The 23,481-nt window shown below is 46.4% G+C and carries 20 protein-coding genes and 1 pseudogene; 10 read left to right on the top strand and 11 right to left on the bottom strand.

Annotated features, from left to right (window positions below; genetic code table 11):
* Window positions 1-24: 24 nt before the first annotated feature.
* The 4 genes and pseudogenes from QUA57_RS07970 to QUA57_RS07955 all read right to left on the bottom strand — a co-directional run.
* A pseudogene (locus QUA57_RS07970) lies at window positions 25-497 on the bottom strand (IS1 family transposase); the annotation flags it as partial.
* A gap of 267 nt (window positions 498-764) precedes the next feature.
* Window positions 765-893 (bottom strand): DUF4058 family protein, encoded by a 129-nt coding sequence (locus tag QUA57_RS07965; RefSeq protein ID WP_333184679.1) that lies wholly within the window; start codon window positions 891-893, stop codon window positions 765-767.
* A 168-nt stretch (window positions 894-1,061) separates the two neighbouring features.
* On the bottom strand, window positions 1,062-2,891 hold the full coding sequence (gene thrS, locus QUA57_RS07960; RefSeq protein ID WP_333060132.1) for a threonine--tRNA ligase: 1,830 nt from the start codon (window positions 2,889-2,891) through the stop codon (window positions 1,062-1,064).
* Window positions 2,884-3,060, bottom strand: a complete 177-nt coding sequence (locus tag QUA57_RS07955) for a hypothetical protein (RefSeq protein ID WP_333060133.1) — start codon at window positions 3,058-3,060, stop codon at window positions 2,884-2,886. Before QUA57_RS07955 ends, thrS begins: the two co-directional genes overlap by 8 nt.
* A gap of 285 nt (window positions 3,061-3,345) precedes the next feature.
* Here QUA57_RS07955 and QUA57_RS07950 point away from each other — a divergent pair, with 285 nt between their 5' ends.
* From QUA57_RS07950 to QUA57_RS07940, 3 genes are all read left to right on the top strand, one after another.
* Entirely contained in the window at window positions 3,346-3,675 is a 330-nt protein-coding gene (locus QUA57_RS07950; RefSeq protein ID WP_333060134.1) for a DUF2605 domain-containing protein, read from the top strand.
* Between the two features lie 158 nt (window positions 3,676-3,833).
* Window positions 3,834-4,145 (top strand): DUF2973 domain-containing protein, encoded by a 312-nt coding sequence (locus QUA57_RS07945; protein WP_333035863.1) that lies wholly within the window; start codon window positions 3,834-3,836, stop codon window positions 4,143-4,145.
* Between the two features lie 643 nt (window positions 4,146-4,788).
* Window positions 4,789-6,777, top strand: a complete 1,989-nt coding sequence (locus QUA57_RS07940) for a DICT sensory domain-containing protein (RefSeq protein WP_333060135.1) — start codon at window positions 4,789-4,791, stop codon at window positions 6,775-6,777.
* A gap of 244 nt (window positions 6,778-7,021) precedes the next feature.
* On the opposite strand, the gene QUA57_RS07935 is transcribed toward QUA57_RS07940, so the two are convergent.
* On the bottom strand, window positions 7,022-8,803 hold the full coding sequence (locus QUA57_RS07935) for a hypothetical protein (protein WP_333060204.1): 1,782 nt from the start codon (window positions 8,801-8,803) through the stop codon (window positions 7,022-7,024).
* Window positions 8,804-8,934: 131 nt separating this feature from the next.
* On the opposite strand from QUA57_RS07935, the gene QUA57_RS07930 reads away from it, so the two are divergent.
* The 4 genes from QUA57_RS07930 to trpE all read left to right on the top strand — a co-directional run bounded on the left by QUA57_RS07930 (window position 8,935) and on the right by trpE (window position 12,825).
* Window positions 8,935-9,417, top strand: coding sequence for a peptidoglycan-binding protein (locus QUA57_RS07930; RefSeq protein WP_333060136.1), 483 nt, complete (start codon window positions 8,935-8,937; stop codon window positions 9,415-9,417).
* A 299-nt stretch (window positions 9,418-9,716) separates the two neighbouring features.
* Entirely contained in the window at window positions 9,717-10,142 is a 426-nt protein-coding gene (locus QUA57_RS07925; protein ID WP_332949173.1) for a photosystem I reaction center subunit II PsaD, read from the top strand.
* A gap of 163 nt (window positions 10,143-10,305) precedes the next feature.
* Window positions 10,306-11,166, top strand: a complete 861-nt coding sequence (locus QUA57_RS07920; RefSeq protein ID WP_333060137.1) for a GNAT family N-acetyltransferase — start codon at window positions 10,306-10,308, stop codon at window positions 11,164-11,166.
* A gap of 111 nt (window positions 11,167-11,277) precedes the next feature.
* Window positions 11,278-12,825 (top strand): anthranilate synthase component I, encoded by a 1,548-nt coding sequence (gene trpE, locus QUA57_RS07915; RefSeq protein WP_333060138.1) that lies wholly within the window; start codon window positions 11,278-11,280, stop codon window positions 12,823-12,825.
* An 82-nt stretch (window positions 12,826-12,907) separates the two neighbouring features.
* Here trpE and QUA57_RS07910 read toward each other — a convergent pair whose 3' ends face one another.
* Both QUA57_RS07910 and QUA57_RS07905 read right to left on the bottom strand, forming a co-directional pair.
* Window positions 12,908-13,462: a Uma2 family endonuclease gene (locus tag QUA57_RS07910; protein WP_333060139.1), complete on the bottom strand. Its 555-nt coding sequence runs from the start codon at window positions 13,460-13,462 to the stop codon at window positions 12,908-12,910.
* Between the two features lie 146 nt (window positions 13,463-13,608).
* Window positions 13,609-14,931: a WD40 repeat domain-containing protein gene (locus QUA57_RS07905; RefSeq protein ID WP_333060140.1), complete on the bottom strand. Its 1,323-nt coding sequence runs from the start codon at window positions 14,929-14,931 to the stop codon at window positions 13,609-13,611.
* Window positions 14,932-15,113: 182 nt separating this feature from the next.
* On the opposite strand from QUA57_RS07905, the gene QUA57_RS07900 reads away from it, so the two are divergent.
* Together QUA57_RS07900 and QUA57_RS07895 are read left to right on the top strand one after the other, a co-directional pair.
* Window positions 15,114-15,998 carry a PhzF family phenazine biosynthesis protein gene (locus QUA57_RS07900; RefSeq protein ID WP_333060141.1) on the top strand — a complete coding sequence of 295 codons (885 nt, stop codon included), beginning with the start codon at window positions 15,114-15,116 and terminating at the stop codon, window positions 15,996-15,998.
* A gap of 160 nt (window positions 15,999-16,158) precedes the next feature.
* The gene (locus QUA57_RS07895; RefSeq protein ID WP_333060142.1) at window positions 16,159-16,635 is read left to right on the top strand and encodes a hypothetical protein; all 477 of its coding nucleotides are present in this window, start codon (window positions 16,159-16,161) and stop codon (window positions 16,633-16,635) included.
* A gap of 17 nt (window positions 16,636-16,652) precedes the next feature.
* Here the strand turns inward: QUA57_RS07895 and QUA57_RS07890 are convergent, their stop codons facing one another.
* The 3 genes from QUA57_RS07890 to petH form a co-directional block, all read right to left on the bottom strand.
* Window positions 16,653-17,504, bottom strand: a complete 852-nt coding sequence (locus QUA57_RS07890) for a hypothetical protein (RefSeq protein ID WP_333060143.1) — start codon at window positions 17,502-17,504, stop codon at window positions 16,653-16,655.
* Window positions 17,505-17,721: 217 nt separating this feature from the next.
* Window positions 17,722-19,038, bottom strand: a complete 1,317-nt coding sequence (locus QUA57_RS07885) for a homoserine dehydrogenase (protein WP_333060144.1) — start codon at window positions 19,036-19,038, stop codon at window positions 17,722-17,724.
* 315 nt (window positions 19,039-19,353) lie between these two features.
* On the bottom strand, window positions 19,354-20,559 hold the full coding sequence (petH, locus tag QUA57_RS07880) for a ferredoxin--NADP reductase (RefSeq protein WP_333035852.1): 1,206 nt from the start codon (window positions 20,557-20,559) through the stop codon (window positions 19,354-19,356).
* Window positions 20,560-21,146: 587 nt separating this feature from the next.
* On the opposite strand from petH, the gene QUA57_RS07875 reads away from it, so the two are divergent.
* A complete protein-coding gene (locus QUA57_RS07875; RefSeq protein WP_332956917.1) occupies window positions 21,147-22,151 on the top strand; it encodes a phosphoribulokinase in 1,005 nt (334 codons plus the stop codon).
* Between the two features lie 91 nt (window positions 22,152-22,242).
* On the opposite strand, the gene QUA57_RS07870 is transcribed toward QUA57_RS07875, so the two are convergent.
* Window positions 22,243-23,439, bottom strand: a complete 1,197-nt coding sequence (locus QUA57_RS07870; RefSeq protein ID WP_333060145.1) for a 5-methylcytosine restriction system specificity protein McrC — start codon at window positions 23,437-23,439, stop codon at window positions 22,243-22,245.
* Window positions 23,440-23,481: the final 42 nt, after the last annotated feature.

The following is a 23,481-nucleotide window of genomic DNA, read 5'->3' as shown; positions in this document are numbered from 1 at the left end:
GGCGTTGCTGAATAGGGGTATGGTTTAGCTATCGCGTGCGGTGACTAATGCTCGCTCGAAATAATTAATTGAATAGGGAAGGGGAACATCATTAAACTTGACATACTGAATAAGTAGTTTAATTGGATATCTGAGCATTTGTTCGGCTGCCTGAATAACAAAAAGTCTTTCGTTTTAAGCGAGCCAGATAGTGTCTTAATTTTGTGTTTTCACCTTCAACCGCAAGTCATGTAAGTTGGGCACATAATTTGGTTTACATCTGGAATAAACATTGCATAAACTTTCGGGCCATCCGTCACATAAAAATAGCATCCCCATCTACTAACTACATCCCACAAAGGTTCAAACGTTTTAGGACGCTCGGTCTCCTAATAGCCATCCTAGAATACCTGGTCTAAAGTAATCTACTGGTGTCCACACCCAGATTGTTTTTTTTATCATATAAAGATTTGTAGTTCATCTAGTTCTCCTAGTTCTGGAATTGTCTCTGGATCGTAAGCGGATGATTATTAAAGTTCCCTCTTTTTCATCATCCCCGGTTGTTTCCCAATTTCCCGACAAGCCAGAAATCGCAAACAGTTCATCTTTAGCAGCAACTGCATCTTGTCATTCGACGCTGATTTGAATATCTGCCATTACTTTCTATTGCCACTCTACGCCATCTAATTATATCTCAGCAATTTATATGGGGGCGATCGCACTTAAACCTCCCTCTATAATTCGATCAATACCCTCTCCTCCAACAAAACATCCGCCCCAGCAGCTTAAGTTTCGGACAGCGGGGGAACTGATACGGCGATATAATCTATTCTAAAGTCCTTGGCGGGGCGATCGTAAACCCCCTTTAATAACGCTTGTAAATCTACAATTGGTTCAGCATCACCTGCACGCAAAGGCAACGGAGAGGATTGTGAAAATTAAATGCACAACAGCTTATCATTTGTATTAATTGTGAAACGGGCGTCTCGCCCCTTAAGTGAATTGTGGAAGGGGAGAGACGCCCATTAAGTGAATTGTGGGACGGGCGAGACGCCCGTTCTAAAATCTGCGATTTTAATCGCTTAAAAATCGCCGTAACTGCTAATAGCAGCCTGCAACCTCCCAATCACTTCATCAACCGAAATCGCCCCCAACTCCCCAGAAGCCCGAGTCCGAATATTCAAACTATTCGCCTCAACTTCCTTTGCACCCACAACACCCATCACCGGAATTTTATCCTTCTCAGCATTGCGAATCAACTTGCCCAAACGCTCGCTATCCTCATCAGCTTCAGCGCGAATATTTAGCGCCTTCATCTTCGCCGCCACTTCCTTCGCAAACGGCAAAAACTCGGCGCTGACAGGCAACAACCGCACCTGAATCGGCGCCAACCACAGCGGAAAATCGCCTGCATACTGCTCGATCAAAATTCCGATCAAACGTTCCAAAGAACCGAAAGGAGCGCGGTGAATCATCACCGGACGCTTGCGAGTGCCGTCTTCAGCAACGTATTCCAAATCAAAACGTTCGGGCAAATTGTAATCTACCTGAACAGTTCCTAATTGCCATTCTCTATCCAAGACATCTTGGAAAATGAAATCGAGTTTCGGCCCGTAAAAAGCCGCCTCCCCAATTCCCTCAAAATAATTCATTCCCAAAGTTTCCACCGCGCGGCGGATTGCACCTTGAGCCTTTTCCCAAGCTTCATCGGAACCGATGTATTTCTCTAAATTGTTCGGATCGCGGAAACTCAAACGCGCTTTAAAGTTTTTCAGTTGCAGACTCTTGAATACTGACAGAATCAAATCCACCACATTCAAGAATTCTGCATCCAATTGTTCCGGCGTCACAAATAAGTGGGAATCATCCACCGTAAAGCCGCGCACCCGCGTTAAACCGCCCAATTCTCCCGATTGTTCGTAGCGGTAAACTGTGCCGAATTCCGCCAACCGCATCGGCAATTCGCGATAGGAACGCAATTCGCTTTTGTAAATTTGGATGTGGAAAGGGCAGTTCATCGGTTTCATCACAAAACCCTGTTCGTTTGCTGCTGCTTCCTCATCCTCCGCCATCAGCGGAAACATATCTTCTTTGTATTTTTGCCAATGTCCAGAAATTTTGAACAAATCGACTCTAGCGATGTGCGGAGTCACAACTTGCAAATAGCCGCGCTTGATTTGTTCTTGTTTCAAGTAATCTTCTAAAATACTTCTCAAAACAGTGCCTTTTGGCGTCCACAAAGGCAAACCAGGTCCCACCGGATCGGCAAAGATAAACAAGCCTAATTCTTTGCCTAATTTGCGGTGATCGCGCCTTAATGCTTCTTCTTTGCGGTGTTTGTATGCTGCTAATTGTTCGGGAGTTTCCCAAGCAGTACCGTAAATGCGCTGTAATTGAGCTTTGGTTTCGTCGCCGCGCCAGTAAGCGCCTGCTAGGCTTTCTAGCTCGATCGCCTTTGGATTCAACTCACTGGTATTTTCTAAGTGAGGCCCGGCGCACAAATCCCACCATTCCTCGCCCACATGGTAAATAGTAATTGGTTCGATCAAACCTTCTAAAATTTCTAATTTGTAAGGTTCGTTAATCTCCTTAATTCTGCGTTCCGCTTCCTCGCGGCTGACTTCTTCTCGAATTACAGGCAATTTACGGTTGATGATTTTGATCATCTCTTTTTTAATGGCTTTTAAATCCTGTTCCGTAAAAGGTTCGGGAGTGTCAAAGTCATAATAGAAACCGTTTTCAATCCAAGGGCCGATCGTTACTTGCGCCTTGGGAAATAACTTCTGCACCGCCATCGCCATAACGTGGGAGGTGGTGTGGCGAATTTTTTTTAGTGCCTCCGACTCACTCGTGCGGGGCAACTCAATCTTAACGGACTCTTCTGGAGGGGACATGGATTCTGAGCTAGACATCGGCTGAATTAGCAATTAATTTAGTTGCAGTTGCTTCTATCTTACTCAGATTGGGACAGCAAGCGCCGACTTCCGACTGGCGGACACTCCGGGAAATTAGGTCATTCTGGGCATTGGCCAAACAGGGCATTGGCCAAACAGGGCATTGGCCAAACAGGGCATTGGGCATAGTTTTTTTCTTCCTTCTTTTTTCTTTCTTTCATCCGTTACATCCGTTACATCCGAAGAAAGCGAATCCGTTGCCGAACTTCCTTCTGCTATGAGCTATTGCTAGCGAGTCTGAGCGGATATTGCAGAATTTGGGATTTCGACTCAAAAATCGCTGCTGGCACAGTTAAATTTATTCACACCCACCTGCTAATTGTGATTAAATTATTGAATTTTTGTTAAAAATATGTTACAATTTGTAAAGACCGTCTAAGACTATAATAGATAAATAACCCAATTTTGATCCATGCTTAATTCCAACTTGCCCGAGCCCGAATTGCTCAAAGCGTTACTGGAACCGCTGTTAGAGGATTTCAATTACTGGTTCGCTCGATCGGCAAAGCTCTTAGAAACTGAAGAAATTCCCTTTCTCAGCGACGAAGATCAATCTGACTTGCTGGCGCGAGTCAAACAGGCTCACCAAGAAGTAGGCGCGGCTACAGCTCTATTTCAAGCAACCGGAGGTCAAGTTGGGATTGAAACAGCAGCACTGATGCCGTGGCACCGACTGCTCGCCGAATGCTGGCAAGTATCGTCGCGTTTTCGCTCATTGCAGTCAGCTCACCCAGGAAAATAAGGAAGCGAGTTCAAGTTAAACTTGCACTCAAACCCCAAACCTTTGGAAATGTAGGGGCTGACTTGACAACCTCAAACATATTTCCAGTTAATAAGTTATTACTTGCTGAAACACCTTTGTAAATTGCTGTGTGGCTGTTTAGCCCGGAGGAGAAAATAATGTTGCACCTGCTTTATATTTTAGCTTTTACCGTTCTTGCCTTTCTGGCAGTCGGTAACTTAATCCGCAGTCTAGTCACCGTAGGTATGGAGTCCCAGCGCCCTCAACAATTCATGGCAAATAATCGCCACGCATCCCATCCTCGCTCTCAATCTGTACCCCATCCAGAACTTTTAGACGAACACGGCCACATTGTCAATGAGCCCCTGTTAGTGATGCGTTCGCTGACTGTCCAAGACGCCCGCGAACAATTAGATGCTCTCTACAAATCATCTCCGGGCGGCAGCGACGAAGGGGGCGAACTAGCCTAAGACAACCACAGCGGCAGCATTTATACTTAGGGGCGATGCCTCAAAAAAAAAATAGGATTTACACGCTAGGTGTCCGAAACCCTTTTTCTTCATAGATTTTGGTGAAAATCGTTTCCGCGCTTCATCGGCATAATAATTTTCCGAGCATCCTTGGCATCATTCCGAATCTAACCAGATTGGATATAAGTCCTCACAATAATTGGCCGTTAGTTTTTAGCTAATGGCCAATTATTTGTGATTTTTGAAAGTTTAATTGCCGATTAGCCAGAGCGATCGCCAAAAACCGATTAGCCAAAAACCGATAAAGATGGCGCTGATATCAAATAGCTCAAGAATAGTATAATGCAAGAGATCCGCAAGCGGTGCCTAACAAGTCTGAATGGTGAGAGTCCTAACGCCCGAATCGAACCCTGAATAGATGAGTTGGCGTCAAAACCTAGAGGTAAAAACAGGTGACTTTGGGATGAACTCAAGGTCTTGGAGGCATACCTCTGCTTAGATTCGTCTAAATGATATGCCTAGCATGATATGACTTAAACAGTCGTGTTATGAAGCATAAATGTATCAGATACTGAAAAGGGATCGCTCTAAACCTCCTATCGATCCTGTTTTGTCATCGGCAAAAATGCACGTTTAAGGCTAGATGATCGTCCCTATTTCGCTACTGGCAGAACTTCTGCAAGCTTTGCCCCAACTGCGGGCACAAATTTATTTCAAATCTTCCATGACAGCCCTGTCTCACGCAATGGAAGACTTAGTTTTGGCGGGTTCCGACGACGAACCGCTAGTCATTGCAAGCTTTCAGCGAGAGCGCTTCTACCGCCAGGAAGCTCACCGCTACCGGCGAATTGCCTCACGCTCGTCTCAGGTATACGTGCTGGCAGCACCGGAAACTGACTTTAAAAATGCTTCGGAGTGTCACGAAACTGTGGCATTTGCACCGGATGACGGATTAAGTAAAGAGTGGCACTTAGTGGTGCTGGGCCAACAATACTCAACTTGCTTGATTTGTCAAGAAAAAATTGTGCCGATCGACAACCAGGACGATCGCGGGCCACTGTTGATGGATCAAGCTCGCAGATTTGAAGGAATTTGGACGTTCGATCGCGAGGTCAGCTCCAAAGCGGCCGCATTGTTGCTCGATAGAATTGTCAATTATCGCCCGGAATTGGCCGAAAAGATCGATCGAGCGCGAACTACTTACAAGCTCAAAACACCGAAAAAAACGCGGAAATCCGCCACTTCCAAAGCCGCCAAACCAGACATAAGTACGAGAAAAAACTCAAAAATTCCCAATCCCAAATTGAGCGATGCTTTTACCGAACGCTTAGTAACCTACTTGCAAGCAGGCCAGCACAAACTGCTCAAAGCATACAGCGCCATCGCCGCTCAGGAACGCAAAGAACGCCTGGTAAACTTAATTACCACGGCAATGCGGCAGTCTCTCAACCCACAAGAAATCGTCGAAGTCGCAGTGCAAGAACTGGGCACTGCCCTGTCGGCAAGCCGGTGTTTGATTTATCGGTGCAAGGCCACAGAGGTGGCGGTCAAAATCGATCGCGAGTTTTTGCGTCCGGGCGCTAGTTCCATGCTGGATCAGACTTGGCTGTTGCAGGAAAATCAAATATGGAGCGACGCGGTGGCGCGGCAAGAGCGAGTTTACATCCAAGACACATCACAACACCCGCTGATTGTCAATACAAAATCCCTGAAAAAAACTGTAAAAAATTGGCAAATTGTCTCTTGGTTAATGGTGCCAGTGCTTTATCAGGGGCGGGTTTTGGGAATGGTGGAAATGCACCAGTGCCGCTCGGTTTTACCTTGGGAAGAAGACGAAATTGCTTTAGTAGAGGCGATCGCCACCCAACTCGGAGCAGCCTTAATTCAAGCAGAAACCTACGCTCATTTAGAAGAACTCAACCAACAATTAGAAGCATTAGACCGCACACGCAGCAATCTAATTGCCATCACCGGACACGAACTCCGCACCCCTCTTTCTACGATTCAAGTTTGTTTGGAAAGTTTGAACTCCGAACCAGATATGCCTGCCGAATTGCGGCAAATCATGTTAGAAACTGCCCTCGGCGATGCCGATAGAATGCGGAAACTCGTGCAGGATTTCTTAACTCTTTCTCACTTAGAAAGCGGGCGAGTTCAATGGAATGTAGAATCGCTGACGCTGCAAGAATGCGTTGATTTGGCCCTCAGCAGCGTGCGATCGCGCACTGTCGATCAACAGTTACCGGAAATTATCGCCGAGGTGTCGGCAGAATTGCCTTTAGTGCAAGCTGACGGAGAGTGGTTGGTGGAGGTGCTCTCCAAACTCTTAGACAACGCTTGCAAATTCACCACACCTCAAGGAAGCGTGACAGTGCGAGCGAAATGCAACGGTTCTCGGATGGTGGAAGTGCTCGTAGCCGATACGGGGAGGGGAATAGAGGCGAACAGTTTAAAAGTAGTGTTCGATCGATTTTATCAAGAAGAAGGAGCTTTGCGCCGCAGCGCCGGCGGTACAGGTTTGGGATTGGCAATTTGCAAACAGATTGTTGCCGGCTGGGGCGGTAAAATTTGGGTAGATTCCGCAGGAAAAGACCGAGGAAGTGAATTTCACTTTACTATTCCGATTGTTTAGATTGATAGGAATTGGGCATTGGGAATTGGAAATGGGGCATTGGGCATTGCGAATTGTTGATTAGAACTCACATCTGTCAAATGTCAACTAAATGGTTTGTAGTGAGGACTTTAGTCCTTAGGAGTCATATCAAGTCCGATTGCATCGGACTTGTATAATGGGGCGATCAGCTAAGACCTTTAAACTCGAAGAGGCCAGAAGCCTCCTGAATCGCCTTGAAATCCACCACACCCCTAAACATGGTTCATGGCTTAATATGGAAATCGAATATGCTGCCCCCAGGATGATGCTTCTGGCGAATTGCGATGTTATGAATATCGCTATGTTCGTTACCCTGATAAGCATAGCCACCCGGTGCTGGAATATCGACTTTCACAGTATCGACGGTATTCGATGCGCGCAAAACGCTCACCAACTTCCCGGATGCCCCGCGCTGCGTCAACTCAATCACACCGATCCCAGGACAACTCCCTTGCGAGGCATGATCGACTGAAACTGGAATCGGTCCCCGTAATGCCACAACCAAGTATTTATTATCTGGTGTTGCTTGCATCAGATCCGGTGCGGGATCGTTCGATAGGGATCGGGGATAATCCGGCACTGAAGTCGATGCACAAGGACCGATGTTGTTACCCTTCCCATCAGCGGAGGTGAGGTCATAGGAAGTTATCGCCAAGGTTTTGGTATTGAATACCTCAATCCGATTTTGAATTCGATCGGCGGCATGAACGTAGAGACCGTCCAGGGTCTGGGCAATCCCGTGGGCGTCACGGCGCGTTGAAACACCGGGAAGCTGTCCGGTACTGTTCGAGGCTTGACCACTGCTATTACCACCTGTTGCCGTGTTGTTGGGATCTTTGAAAATCACTCGCGGTGCGGGTGTATTCGGTGCATTCGCGGTTTTGCCGAAGGCCTGAGTATTGATGTCATAAATTGTATAGGTCGATTGGGTTGCACCGGCTGCCGAGGTTCCCACGCCCGTATTCAACCACATATTCTTACTAACTTGCACACCGCCACAACCTGCGCCATTGAAGAATTGGTTGCTATATTCACCCACGATCGACATAGGAGTTGTTTTGGCATCAGCCACCATCAACCCGCCCCCTGAAAAACTGACAAATACCTTACCGTTATCGGCAGGAACTGGGCAAATAATCATATTCATCGGACGTCCACCGAGAGGGGCATCCGATCCGGTGCCGCAGCCATTTTCCTTACAGAGTCCGTTGGGTGTGAGGTTGCCTAAAGCTTGCAAATCGTAGTTCCCCGTAATGCTACCGATCATCGATCGACCCTGGCTATTCTTGCCGAGGTAAACCTTGGGTTGATCCGAGATTTGTAAATTTTTCCCAACCCCTAATGAAGCCGATTTGTTAAACACAGCGTTTATAATTTTGCCACCACGATCGCGTTGAATGTCTATTCGCTCCAGCACTTTACCGTTCAAGTTAGCAATCAGCAATGCTGAACCATTGGTGTTCCAGAATGTCATATGGACCGATCGACCTGCCGAGGTCCCGGAAACCCGAAACAGTGACACAGCTTCTTTTGTCTCGCCATCAATAATCCCAACATAGCCGCCATCTGGGGCAAAAAAGCTGGCGTTCAGATAACGATTCTGTGGGTCTGACAAAACCCCATGCAACCGCCCAAAACCTGATACATTACCGAGCGTATTACCCGTCAGTCCATTGGTATCATACTCTTTCAAACTGGTGGGGAAGACATCGTATAAATTGCACGGACCGGTGCCAGGTCGATTACGACCATCACAACCGATCGGTGCAGCGGGTTTGCCAGTTTTGACTTGTCGATTCAAATCCCGACTGTCCCAAATCCAGATGAAGCTTCCGCTGACGCCAGGAGCGCTAGCTCCTGCTTGAGAATTGGACTGATCCGATGCCCAAACTTCATAGTCCATCGCCGATCGGGCTAATCCCTTGGGAATATCAAACGCAAATGCGATACCCAATAGGAGCAAAGCACTGAGGAACACGACCAAAAAACGCGATATTTTTCGCATGGCAATATCCTGCAATGAAAAGTTCAAAATACATATATAACATGAAAATTTTACTTGTTTAGCCCGGAAAAAGATTTTTGTGACACGTATATTCCCAATAGTTCAAGGCTATTGCGTTACTTACAACTCAGATGAAATCTACCCAAGCTATCCCCAACCAGCCACAACTACAATTAGGTTCTCAAGGTAAAGCGGTATTGGAACTCGAACAACTGCTAATTAAGTTGCAACTTTATCGGCATCCTGCTAAAGGAATTTTTAACAAAGCAATTGAATTTTCTGTGAAGCTGTTTCAGTTTCGGGTTTTCTTGTCGCCGGACGGCATTGTCGGGCCGCTGACTTGGCAGGCGCTTTATACTGGTGCTCCAGTTAATATGCCGGTACTCAGATTGGGAAGTTCTGGGGAAGCAGTCGCTACTGTTCAGGAAGTTCTCAAAATTTCCAAGCATTATGGCGGTAAAGTTGACGGTGACTTTGCTACTTTGACGGACAAAGCTGTTCGCACATTTCAAAAAAGCTTTGGGATTGAGGCCGACGGGATTGTCAATCAAGAAACTTGGACTGCTTTGAGCCAAATTCCGCGCGGCTATGACCCTAATTGGTTCTTGACTTAGGGTTGACGCGGTAAATTGTTCGATCGTGTGTGGGAAGAAATTAGAGGAATGTGCGATTATTCTGGTGCCCCACAAGCACCAGAATAATTGCTGTTTTTTTTTGATTATTTTTTCGGGATTCGTGCTGCCTAATTTGGTTTTATAACTTTGGTGGAAATTATCAATTATCAATTATTAACTACTAATTATCAATTATCAGAATAGATCGATCGCCAAAAAACTGTTAATTTTCCTTACAATTTCGAGAACAGCGTGCAGTCTCGATGATACGATGCCGTAAAAATCCTTTGGATATATCTATGGCCGAACAACTTACTGGACAACCCCCAATCTTCGGCGGCAGCACCGGCGGCTTGCTGACCAAGGCGCTAGTTGAAGAGAAGTACGCTATCACTTGGACTAGCCCCAAGGAGCAGGTGTTTGAAATGCCTACTGGTGGCGCTGCGATTATGCGTCAAGGCGACAACTTGCTGCATCTGCCCCGGAAGGAGCAGTGCATCGCTTTGGGCGGCCAGCAACTGCGGGCCAAATTCAAAATCACCAACTACAAAATTTACCGGGTGTTTCCCGACGGTACTACTGAGTACCTCCATCCCAAAGATGGCGTGTTCCCTGAGAAGGTGAACGAAGGTCGTCCCTACAACGGTAAGATTGACCGCAATATTGGCAGCAATCCAAATCCGGCTAAGCTCAAGTTCAGCGGTAAGAAGACTTTCGATCCTTAGACAATGAGTTCATGGCTGAGCAAAACATAGGTAATATTCCCTGTAAGGCTCAGCTTGTAAACTTGTTTTTGCAGTAGTATTCTGGCGCGGGAGGCTAAGCCCGCAGCGCCAAAATACTACTGCAAACTTCAAATCTTATTAAAAGTTAATCGTTAAATTAATAATGAATGTCGCAATCAGGCGAGCGCAGCCTTCTGATATCGATGTTTGCGCTCGCATTAATTATGAAGCTTTTAAATGTATTTCCGATCGCCATCAATTCCCTACAGATTTTCCGACGCTGGAGTTTTCAACTGAAATTATTGGTCTTCTGATCGAAAGTCCGTTGTTTTTTGACATAGTAGCCGACAGCGAGGGTGCGGTTGTCGGCTGCGGGTTTATGGACGAACGCAGCCCGATTCGCGGTATCGGGCCCGTCAGTGTCGATCGCACTTTTCAGGGCCGCGGCACGGGACGGCAAATCATGAAAGCTTTGCTGGAACAGGGACAGAACGCTGTGGGTATCCGTTTGGTTCAAGAATCTTTTAATATGGCGTCGCTGTCGCTGTACGCTTCATTGGGTTTTGAGGTGAAGGAACCTTTCGTGTTAATGGAGGGGAAGTTTCGCAGCCAGCCACAGAATGGGTTTGAGGTTCGGGCGATGGCTAGTGAGGATGTTGGTGAATGTGCGGCTTTGTGCAAGAAATTATACAGGTGCGATCGAACTAGCGATATTGAGTACGCCCTGAATTTCTTTTCTCCTTGGGTTGCTTGCAAACAAGGTCGGATTGTGGCTTATACTTGTGCGGTGTCGGCTTTGAGCCACAGCGTCGCAGAAACTGAAGCGGATATGCAGGCTTTACTGTTGGGGGCGGCCGCGTCGAACTCCGAAGCACAGGTTTCTTTCCACTTGCCGGTGCGTTACGCAAGTTTGTTTCGCTGGTGTTTGCAAGAGGGGCTGCGCGCGCTCAAACCGATGGCGGTGATGGCAGTTGGCGAGTACCAGCAGCCTCATGGCTGTTGCTTTCCGTCTTTTGTTTATTGAACCCAAGACGGTTAGGACGCTTTTAATCGCTGAAATTATTGCCAGGATTCCATTTTCCTTCTTCTTTCTTCCTTCTTCCCTCTTCCTTCTTCCTTCTCCCTTCTGATATATATGATATTCCCCGATTTCTCACAATTTTCGGAACTGGCGAAACAAGGCAATTTTGTACCCGTGTATCAAGAATGGGTTGCTGATTTGGATACGCCGGTGTCTGCGTGGTATCGGGTTTGTGCCGGTCAACCTTACAGTTTTCTGCTGGAGTCGGTGGAAGGTGGGGAAAAACTTGGGCGTTATAGTTTCTTAGGGTGCGATCCGTTGTGGATTTTGGAGGCAAGGGGATCTCGCACAACTCAAGTTTACCGTGACGGTTCCGAAAAAGTATTTACGGGCGATCCGTTTGTAGCTTTAACTGAATGCTTGGAGTCTTATCAACCGGTGAAATTGCCGCAGTTGCCGCCGGGAATTGGCGGGTTATTTGGTTTTTGGGGTTACGAGTTAATTAAGTGGATAGAACCGCGAGTTCCCGTGCATCCAGCAAGCGAGAATGATTTGCCGGATGGATTGTGGATGCAGGTGGATAATTTGCTGATTTTCGACCAGGTGAAGCGGAAAATTTGGGCCGTCGCCTATGCGGATTTGCGCGAGGTTGGCGTTGATTTGGCTGACGCTTATCAGCAAGCGTGCGATCGGGTTGGTAAGTTAGTTCAGAAGCTGCAATCGCCGCTGTCCCGGCAATCTACTCTCATAGAATGGACACCTCCCAATAACGGGCAAGATTCCCGTTCCACAACCGGAAATACAGAATTGGCTTACACGAGCAATATTACCCGTGAAAAGTATTGTGCCAATGTATTAAAGGCTAAGGATTATATCAAAGCCGGAGATATTTTTCAAGTAGTTATTTCGCAGCGACTAGAGGCTGAATACAGTGGCGATTCTTTTGCACTTTACCGATCTTTGCGTCTGATAAATCCTTCTCCGTACATGGCTTATTTTCATTTCGGAGATTGGCAGATTATCGGTTCGAGTCCCGAGATTATGGTGAAGGCGGAAAATACTGCTGATGGCAAAAAAATTGCAACTTTGCGACCGATTGCGGGCACTCGCCGCAGGGGTAAAACTCCTCAAGAAGATGATGCTTTGGCTGCTGAATTGCTGCAAGATCCGAAAGAAATTGCGGAACACGTCATGTTAGTTGATTTGGGCAGGAACGATTTAGGAAGAGTTTGCCGAAACGGTACTGTAAAAGTTGACGAATTAATGGAAATTGAGCGTTATTCTCACGTCATGCACATTGTGAGCAATGTGGTGGGAGAATTGGCTGAGGATAAGACTGCTTGGGATTTGTTGAAAGCTGGTTTTCCGGCGGGTACGGTTAGCGGTGCTCCGAAGATTCGGGCGATGGAGATTGTACACGAGTTGGAAGGTTGCCGCCGGGGGCCGTATTCTGGGGTTTACGGGTATTATGATTTTGAGGGACAATTGAATAGTGCGATCGCCATTCGGACTATGGTTGTTCGTTCTCAAGGAGGCGATAAACATTCGGTTTCTGTGCAAGCAGGTGCTGGTTTGGTGGCTGATTCTAACCCAGATATGGAGTACGAAGAAACGCTGAATAAAGCCAGGGGAATGTTGGAAGCAATTCGCTGTTTGAAATAGCGAGGCGGAGCCTCTGGATCTGTGTTACCAGGCTCTGCCTGGTAACAAGAAAATCCGGTTTCTTTGCGTAAGTCCTATTTACCTAAGCCCCTAATATTCGAGCGACCGAAACTGCAATATCAGGAAAAGCCAGCGGATTAATATTACCCTGAGTCAGAGTTTCTCTCGATTGATATCCTTCATTGGTAGGCTCTCGAAATACTATTAATTCCATAGTTTGCAAATTGACAACCCAATACTCAGAAATGCCGGCTTCCGCGTAAATCTTGCTTTTGATTCCCAAGTCTTTGCTCAGAGTATAATCCGAGTATTCTATCAGCCAAAAGATGTTTTCTGGATAGGGATGATGTTCTCGGTAATCTTGTCCCAAACGTTGAATTACAGCGATATCGGGTTGTGGCTCGGAGTTGCTTGGCGGCAAGATAATCGGTTTACCTTGGCGGATTTTAGCTCGATCGCCCAGCAAATAAATTAGGTACTCTCCAGCCTCATCGCTAGAGTAAGCATGAGATTCTCCTTCGGGAGCTATTTCGATTATTTCTCCATCTATTAATTCAGCATTTCGCCGTTCCAGAATGCCGGCTGCAATGATGCGGTGGTAGTCTGCAACCGTCCATTTTACAGTCGTGATGCTCACGGCGATTACTCCTATGTTTTTATTCTGATTTTATACGCGATCGCCTATGAACCGACTTTTTTCGCTCGCGCCGGGCGGTTGAAACCGCGTCTTGTCAAACAAAACCCGACGAAAGCCGATTGAAGACTCCATCGCACTTAAAACTCCTATCCCCCGCCGCTAACTCCCTCCAATCGCAGGAAATGCACGGTGCCCGGTAGACCCCCCGCTACCACTGTCACCCCATCAGGCGCGATCGCACAGCAATCAAACCAATTATCTCCGGTGAAACTAGCAATTTCTTTGCCGCTAGCCAGATCCCAGATTCTTAGGGTCTTATCCGATGAAGCCGAAATTACTCGTTTGCCGTCGGGTGCGATCGCGAGTGCCTGTACAAAGCTAAAATCCTCGGTGAGGGTTTGAAGTTCCCTGCTGGTGTCTGTGTCCCAAATTTTCAGCGTGTTAAGTTGTGGAACCGAAATCGCTATGAAGCCGTCTGGTGCCATCGCCACTGCATATACATAGCCAGTATCGGTGAGAGTTCTCAGTTCGGTTCCGCTGAGCAAATTCCAGACTTTTAGGGTGTTATCGTCTGAAGCCGAAATTGCTGTCAGACCGTCGGGTGCGATCGCGACTCGCCTTACAAAGTTACTATGACCGGTGAGCGTTCTCAGTTCGCTGCCACTGGCTAAGTCCCAGATTTTTAGGGTGTTATCGTCTGAAGCCGAAATCGCTGTCAGACCGTCGGACGCGATCGCGACTCCCCTTACCGAGTTAGTATGACCGGTGAGGGTTTGAAGTTCTCTACCTGTCTCGATGTCCCAGATTTTTAGGGTGTTATCGTCTGAAGCCGAAATCGCTGTCCGGCTATCCGGTGCGATCGCGACACCCCTTACCGGGCCAGTATGACCGGTGAGAGTTCTCAGTTCTATGCCAGTGTCTGTGTCCCAGATTTTAAGGGTTTTATCCGATGAAGCCGAAATTGCTCGTTTGCCGTCGGGTGCGATCGCCACTGCTTGTACCCCGAAATAATGGCCCGCGAGGTTACGCCAACATGGCCCCACTATTAAATTCCACCTCAAAGGCCGCAGCCAAGGACTATTTTTCGACTGCTTGGCTTGTTCCAACATCCTCTGAAACTCAGGCTTTTCAAAAGCAAGCAATCTCCCCCATAATTGACCTGCTAATTGCGTTTTATCCCTTTCCAAAATTGGCGCTGACCTGTGAAGTACCTGTTGAATCCAGTAGAGATAAGTTTGACTTTGCTCCGGCCCATCCAACAATTGAGAATCTATCGCTAAATCATAATCCTCAATTAACGATTGAAGCCCCAACTCATCCAGTTTCGCCTCCATAAAATCGAAATCCGTTAACAACTGGTACAGCTTTTCCCCTTGCCCACTCTCTACTAAATGCCTTGGCAGAGTTTCTAAAGTATAAAGTCGCTTTTCCCGCGACATTTCCCCTAACTTTTGTTTAAACTCACTCATCGTTACAAATCCCTCAACAAATTCTTACAAATCCCTGTTTCTCTATATCTTTCCAATTCTAAGCACTTCTTTAAACTGCGTCAAATCGTCAAATCGTCGCGGTGACTCTATCGATAAAATAAATCTGCTTTGTAACGCTGGATGTAAAATATCAGTTATCGACTTTTACCAAAGGCATAATTATGAATTTTTATATAGTTGACGTGTTTGCCGAGTCAAAATATGCTGGCAATCAACTAGCTGTATTTTGGGGTGCGGGAGTTGCCGAACTATCTGAGGCCCAAATGCTGCTGATAGCGAGGGAAATCAATTATTCAGAAACTACGTTTATTCGATCGCCCGATCCGCGAGATGGCGGCTATGACGTGCGGATATTCACGCCCAAGAAGGAATTGCCCTTTGCGGGTCATCCGACTTTGGGCACTGCGTTTGTGTTGCAGCAAGAGATTATTCGCGAAAAGGTCGATCGAGTAATTCTCAATCTCGCCGTCGGTCAAATTCCAGTTACATTTAATTACCACAATGAATCGGCAGATATTTTGTGGATGCGACAAAACGCGCCTAGTTTTGGTCAAGTTTTATCAGCCGAGACTCTGGTAAATGTCCTGAATTTAGCACCCGATGAAATTGATACCAACTTCCCCATTCAAGAAGTTTCTACGGGAGTACCCTTTATAATTGTCCCCTTAAAAACTCTCGCCTCGCTCAAAAAAGCTCAAGTCAACTTAGATAAATATTTTGAGCTAGTTAATACAATGGAAGCAAAAGAAATTTTGATATTTTGCCCAGAAAGTTACAGCGACATTAATGATTTAAGCGTGCGAGTTTTTGCCCATTCATTAGGAATTCCTGAAGATCCGGCGACTGGCAGTGCTAACGGCTGCTTGGCTGGATATTTGGTAGAACATGATTATTATGGGGAAGCAAAGATTGATGTAAGAGTTGAGCAGGGTTATGAAATCGATCGACCTTCTTTGCTGTTATTAAAAGCCGCCAAAAATGAAGGGAAAATAGCAGTTTTGGTGGGTGGTAAGGTGGTGATGGTTGCTAAGGGAGAATTTGTGTAGAATATTTAATGGCAAATTATTAACCGCAGAGGCACGCAGCTAGATTTAGAGGCTTCTTTGGCGATCGAGATATTACAATTTTGCTAATATGAGGTAGCTCATATTCATTGATTCGCGTGATTGTTAGGCTAAAAAAGTCATCAATACCAGAGACTTTCCAATGCTGCAAACATTTTCGCGGACTTTAAATGTATCCCCTGACGCTTCTGAAGCCCTGCTTTCACTGCCATTAACCAGCTTGCTCGATTCACCAGAATTCAATCAAGTCTTGGGAAGTCTGGATAGTGGTTTGCTCAAAGAAACTTTGCCAACTGCTGGAACTGTTTTAGCTCAAAAGCTGCCGCCTTTTTACGACTGGTTGCAAACAGAACTAGGAATTAAAAACGTCCCTGAGAGTCCCGCTCATACTACGAAATGGGTAATCGGTTTTTTGAAGAATCAAGAAAGTTTAACTCGTTTAGTCGATCTGCACAAATCAATTCCCAGACAGGCATTAGAACGAGCGATACCTCGTTTAGTTAGCGCCTTTGATGAAGTTCAACCCACCGCTGTAAAGCAAGAATGGGAAAAAGCGATCGCAGCACTTTGTCTGGTTCTCGCCGTCGCAGCGCGGGAAAATCAGCCATCTGCGGCCTGAAGCCATTCTGTCTGAGTTTAAACAAAGCGCTTTTTTCGGAAAATTTGCAATTGAGTGCGATCGATCTCAACGACTACTGGCCGTCGCTTGTTGAGGACGATCGCATTGTGTCTATTTACCAAAAGCAACTGAGCCAATATTGCCACAATCGCGCGTCTTTTGAGAAACTTGCCTTCAAAACGCGCCATTCGGACGATCGCCTCTTCGATTTTATAACAACAGTTGTTGCCTTTCTGGGAAATCACAAAAATCGTTCCCGGTATGTAATCGCCTTCATTTGCCCAGAAAGCATACCTTTCGCCTAAAGTAAAATAGTGAAAAACATTCTTAGCCGTGGAAGTTTTAGCTAACTTTTCCGAAACGCCCAAAGAATTAAAAATTACAGTGGATCTAATATAATCCGGGTATTTTGCTGCTATTTGCTGAGCAACTTTGCCGCCCAAACTTTCTCCGATAATATCTGGCGGATTCCCGCTGTGAAATTGCTGCTTTATCCAATCAATAACACCCACAGTTTGCGCCGATTTTAACTGACGTTCTAGTTTGGCCATAAATACATCTGGCGTATCTTCCAAAACGCGCTCGAAAGGATACCAAGAACCGTAGCCGCGAATCACTAAAACAGGCGGGTTATTGCCAGAAATGGGGAGGCGAATTTCAGCATAAAAACCAGTGCGAGAGTCTTCAAACACTTTTTTTATGATATAATTTCCATCAATCACTTGCCCTTCTTCGTGCCGAATGTAAATTGAAGGATTATTGGGTTTAAAAGTATCGTGCAGTTGGGGTTTTGCAAACTTTTCATACAGGGAATCTAGCAAGTGCCTTCCCGTTTGGCGATCGACAAAATCGAATTCTGTTCCTTTCATTATCGCGTAGCCGCCGGTTTTACCAACAATCTTTAATAAGTAAAAAAAATCTACCTAAACCCGCCACCGCACAACGAATAATCTCAAGTAACTTTTACTTGTATCAAATGGCAAAAATCTACATGACATTTACCGTTGGGTGAGAGAGAGGGCGGGTTTTAGATATTGTCAATGATTAGCAAATATTGTATGTGAAACCCACCCTACCAAATCACTTTTACAAAACTCGCAACGTGCTAGCAATACTATCGACTGCTTCCAGCGCGCGAATTTCATCGAGTGCTTGTTGAAAATTCCCTTCCCTAACATCGTGAGTTACGACGACAATTTCTGCTAAATCGCCGCGAATTCCCGTCTGCACAACAGATTCCAAACTAACTTTGTGGTTGCCGAAACAAGTGCCGAGTTTGCCAATTACCCCCGGAGTATCGCGCGTCAGAAAACGGGCATAAAAGCGAGTAACAAGTTCCTGCATCGGAGCAATTTTGCAGTAGTGTTGGTGACTGCAACTCAGCAAAGGATGGGGAATCGGAACAGTTTCGGTTTTCAGGATGGCCGCCACATTCATTATGTCGGATACTACGGCGCTAGCTGTTGGGCCCGCACCGGCGCCGCGCCCGTACAGCATCAATTGCCCGATCGGCTCTCCTTCGACTAAAATTGCATTGTAAACCCCGTTAACACTCGCCAGCGGATGAGTTTTCGGCACAAAACTTGGATGCACTCGAATTGACAGCAGTTCGCTTTCTCCCTCCGCTTGCTTGCCATTGTAGCGGGAGGTTTCTTGAGCAATAGCCAACAATTTAATCACAAATCCCAGCTTGTCGGCGTAGTTAATATCAGCCGCACTAACTTTTCTAATACCTTCGCAGTGAACATCTGCTAATTTGATGCGTCCGCCAAAAGCTAGCGAGGCTAAAATAGCAATTTTATCGGCAGCATCTAATCCATCTACATCTGCTGTGGGGTCAGCTTCAGCATAACCTAATTGCTGAGCGTCGGCGAGCACTTCGGCAAAGTCTGCACCTTCTGTTTGCATCCGCGTCAGGATGTAATTAGTTGTGCCGTTGACGATGCCGGTGACAGTTTTAATGCGGTTTGCACCTAAAGATTGTTTGAGGCTTTGAATGACCGGAATGCCGCCGCCGACAGCAGCTTCTAGCATTACGTAAACGCCTTTTTTGTTGGCGGCCTCGAAGATTTCATTCCCGTAGCGGGCGATAACTGCTTTGTTGGCAGTGACGACGTGCTTGCCGCTGGCAATAGCTTGCAGAATGAGCGATCGCGCCGGTTCCAATCCACCAATCAGTTCTACTACAATATCAATTTCCGGGTCAGTTGCGATCGCTTCTAGGTCAGTTGTCAGCACATTTTCTGGCAATTGTAAAGACCGAGTTCGAGAAATATCGCGCACTCCCACCCGATAGATTTCCAATTCCTGCAACAGCGGATGGCGGCCGTCTGGGGAGAGCAAAATCTCTGCTGTTCCCGCGCCAACTGTACCCAAACCTAACAAACCAATTTTGAAAGCCACGACTTTGACCCGTAGAAACTCAATTAAGCCACAACCATTGTAGGCTATTGGCGTACCGGATCAATGAAAATAGTATTGTAGGGTACGCATTCCCTACCTTATATCAAATCCGTCAACAGTGAATAGTAAATTCGAGTTCACTATTCACTGTTGACGGTTCAGTGTTCAGTGTTCACTGTCAACAGTGAACACTGAACCGTCAACATTATTCCGGTGTAACCGGAAATGATATTACAAGTCGGATACAATTGCCATAAAAACAATTGTAGGGCGAGCCCAGCCCACCCTACAAATCAGATTAAATCAGGTAACACATTAATAAGTTTCAACGTGCCAACGGTGCTCTTTCTTCAACTGTTTTTGATAGGCAGCCCAGTCAACGCCGTACTTGCCAGCCGCGGCCGACATTCCCTCATCAATTCCGCCTTCCATACCCTTCAAACCGCAGATATAAGTGTGAGTATTCGGCTTTTGAACCAATTCCCACAATTGGTCTGCGTTCTCTTGAATCCGGTTTTGAATGTACATCTTGCCGCCGTCAGCATTCTTTTGCTCGCGGCTAATTGCATAAGTCAAGCGGAAATTATCGGGGAACTCGCGCTGCAATTGCTCCAACTCTTCCTTATAAAGAATGTTGGGAGTGTAAGCAACTCCAAAGAACAACCAAGCTAAACCTCTGAATTTGTAATCGGGGTTGTTTTCTTTAAACATCCGCCACAAATAAGCCCGGAAAGGAGCAATACCCGTACCGGTACCCATCATAATCACGGTGGCTTCCTCGTCGTCGGGCAACAGCATTTCTTTGCCTACGGGGCCGGTGATTTTGACATCATCTCCAGGTTGCAAACCGGTGAGAAAAGTTGAACAAACACCAAAGACTTTTTCGCCGGTTTCTGGGCTTTTGTACTCTAGGCGGCGGACGCACAGAGAGACTGTTTTGTCGTCTACATCGTCTCCGTGACGGGTGGAGGCGATCGAATACAGCCGAATTTTGTGAGGCTTGCCGTTTTTATCCGTACCATCGGGAATAATCCCGATACTTTGACCTTCGAGATAGTGCAAATTGCCTCCAGAAATGTCAAATTTGACGTGACGGACTGTACCCTCGCCGCCTTCTTTGACCAATTCTTCTGTAGAAATGCACTTACCAATATAGGGATTGGCCGGCTTGTAGAGGTTAACAGGAACCTGAACTTTTTCCTTGGCTTGAGTCATGGGCTTAGTTTCTTCTCCAGATTTCTGACTCTGTAGCCCTGCTTCTGGTGCGACTTTGCCATTTGTTTCGGGAGCGCTGTTTGAGGGGCGGATGCTGACAATTCTTCCACCCATCCGAGCAATCCGGCGCATTTCCTGATTCATGCGCTCGTAGGGTACGGAGATAAATACGCTGCCGCTACGGCGAATCGGGTTACTTATTTGGTCAGTTGCTTGGCTCTGACGCATACCCTCCACTTCGTAAACAAAGATGCGGCTGCCTGATTCTGAGTTGGCCGCCACACCAGATATGCTTGGGCTGTACATTTGTTGCTTGTCCTTCACGATACAGAGTTATAAAGAAAGAGAATGTGACGTTAGACTCAATTTACTTTTTTCTTAAGGCCATCGGGACTAATTGGCCGCGCCAATTTTTGGGCCTCGCCACGCCGGCGGGAGTGTTGAAGTTGCGATCGCTCGCGTATCAAATCCCTACTAGCCGAACGCCGCGCTCACCGAGCCCTATTGCGTTCGGCTGTTGACCTATAGCTATTGTTGTCTGCGTACTGCCAATATTTTACCCGATCGGGGGATCTGCCCCGCTAAGTCCTTCTGATTTGGGGAGCGCCCCACCAGAGAAAGGAAGATTCGAGCAGTTTAATGAGGTTGAGCTTGTAGGGGGCGAACGCCTTCTGGTAAGATTAACCACTAAAGTTAGTATTAATTACTTGCCTTGAAGATTGCTTGGGTCTGCCCGGGCAGGCAGTCAACTCACTGCTGTATGCTGGTGAGAACTCGATCGTCTCGGGGTAGCACAGCAGCACAAAGCCTGCTTGCCGCTACCTGCGGGCTGAAATTTTGTGGAATCTAGACTTGAGTTAGTTAGTAAACAGTGATTTTGTTAGAGGGAAACTATGACCAGTAAGCCGGATCGCGTGGTTTTAATTGGCGTTGCCGGAGATTCCGGATGCGGAAAATCTACTTTTTTACGCCGATTGACAGATTTGTTCGGGGAAGATTTCGTGACTGTAATCTGCCTTGACGACTATCACAGTCTCGATCGCAAGCAGCGCAAGGAAACAGGGATTACAGCCCTTGACCCCAGAGCGAACAATTTTGACCTGATGGCAGAGCAAATGAAGGCGCTCAAAGAAGGTCACGCGATCGACAAGCCGATTTACAACCACGAAACCGGTATGATCGACCCGCCCGAAAGGGTTGAGCCGAATCACGTGATTGTGATTGAGGGGCTGCATCCCCTGTACGACGAGCGAGTTCGATCGCTCCTCGATTTCAGCGTCTACCTCGACATCAGCGACGAGGTAAAAATTGCTTGGAAAATCCAGCGCGACATGGCGGAACGGGGCCACCGTTACGAAGACGTGCTGTTTGCGATCAATGCTCGCAAACCCGATTTTACGGCCTACATCGACCCGCAAAAGCAATATGCTGATGTGGTAATTCAAGTGTTGCCGACCAACTTGATCAAAGATGACAAGGAGCGGAAGGTTCTGCGCGTGCAGATGATCCAGCGCGAAGGCATCGCCAATTTTGAGCCTGCGTATTTGTTTGACGAAGGTTCAACAATTAACTGGGTTCCTTGCGGCCGCAAGCTGACTTGTTCTTATCCCGGAATTAAGATGTACTACGGGCCTGATGCTTTCTACGGTCACGAAGTCTCGATTTTGGAAGTAGATGGTCAATTCGAGAATCTCGAAGAAGTTATTTACATCGAAAGCCATTTGAGCAAAACTTCTGCGAAGTATGAAGGCGAGTTAACTCACCTGTTACTCCAGCACCGCGAATATCCTGGTTCTAACAATGGAACTGGTTTGTTCCAAGTGTTAGTCGGATTGAAGATGCGGGCGACTTACGAGAAGTTGACTGCAAAAGAAGCGAAAGTGGCTGTTAGTGTTTAAAACGCAGACATGAAAGATTTGGGAGGCGCAATTGCGCCTCTTTTTTTGTGGATAAATGAACCGCAGAGGGCGCAGAGGGCGCAGAGTAGAGTTAGGGGAGGGTGTTTGGAAGTAGAGAGGTTAAGAAGGTTTTTCCTGCTTCATGGAGGTCGCTATTTAGGGAAAAAGTTAGACTGCGAACTCGGATATCGTCATATTTTATGTCTAGTGGCTGTTTGAGGTCTTGCGGGTAGACGAGAATTGCATTTTGGCACTTTAAGGCATTTGCGTAAGCAACTATTTGATGAATGTCATTATTGGCTACTTTATCGGGAGCTTTGTATTTTGTATCGAGGACGTATTGGACTTTTTTTGTTTCACTATCGCCTAGGAGTAAGTCAATCCGATCGTAATAGTTTTGGTCATGGGTGACTCGGTGTTGTTGTTTGACAAAAAAGCCTTTTGGTGTATTTGCTTTGAGCCATTCAGCGACAAATTGTTCATATAAATTAGCCATGTCTATGAGAAAAGGGAGCATTTCGCGATCGCCACTTTCGTGACTCGGCCCTGTATTATCTAAAAAGAATCGACATAAGGCGTGTAAAAGTTGATAATCTTGATTCAAACGGTGATAATTTCTATCAATACAAGCTTCAGATTTAAAAGGTTTTAATGTAACAAATCCTTGGAGTGCGTGAAAGGCTTTTCGCACAGTGGATGAAACAGATTCACCGCACAAACCGCTGCGGCCAATGATGAATAGTGTCCAAGCGAGTATTTGATTGTCTTCGATGTCGCCTGTTTGTTCGTTGTAGTGGCATTTTAGTTTAACATCCCAAGGTTTTTGCAGGGCTGACCGCAAATCGACGCGGCCGCGAATGTAGGCGAGTCTTTCTGTTTTGGATAAGTAATCGCGATATAATCCTTTGCGACAGCGTTCTAGGATTTTATGGGCAAGAATGTTAGCTAATGTCTCGTAAACTTGTTCTAAAAATTGGCACTGAATCGAGCCTTGCGGAAATTTTATCTTCAGGTTGTAGGCATAATCAAGCATTCCGAAGAGGTTGTTTATGGGAACCTTGGGGCGGATGGCGATGTGAAATTCTGGAGTGATGGGAATGTTGCCAACTCTGCCTTTAGATTTTAAGTGCCATTGATATTTTGTTTTAAAGTTGGGAAATTCTATCTCGATTTCCTTGGCATAATTATGGTATATTTTCTGTCCTACTGATTCGGGGATTGAGTCTTGGTCAAAAGTTGCTAATTGATATTCTGTAAGTTCGATAATTCGGCGGGATTCTGGTTTCATAATTGTGGTGGATGCAGTAACGCCACCGTATCGGCGTTAATG

Origin of the sequence: Microcoleus sp. Pol7_B2 (assembly GCF_036701035.1) — a bacterium.
Taxonomy (GTDB): Bacteria; Cyanobacteriota; Cyanobacteriia; order Cyanobacteriales; family Microcoleaceae; genus Microcoleus.
Note: the sequence above shows the minus strand (reverse complement) of the source record. Positions and strands in the feature narration are given on the sequence as shown.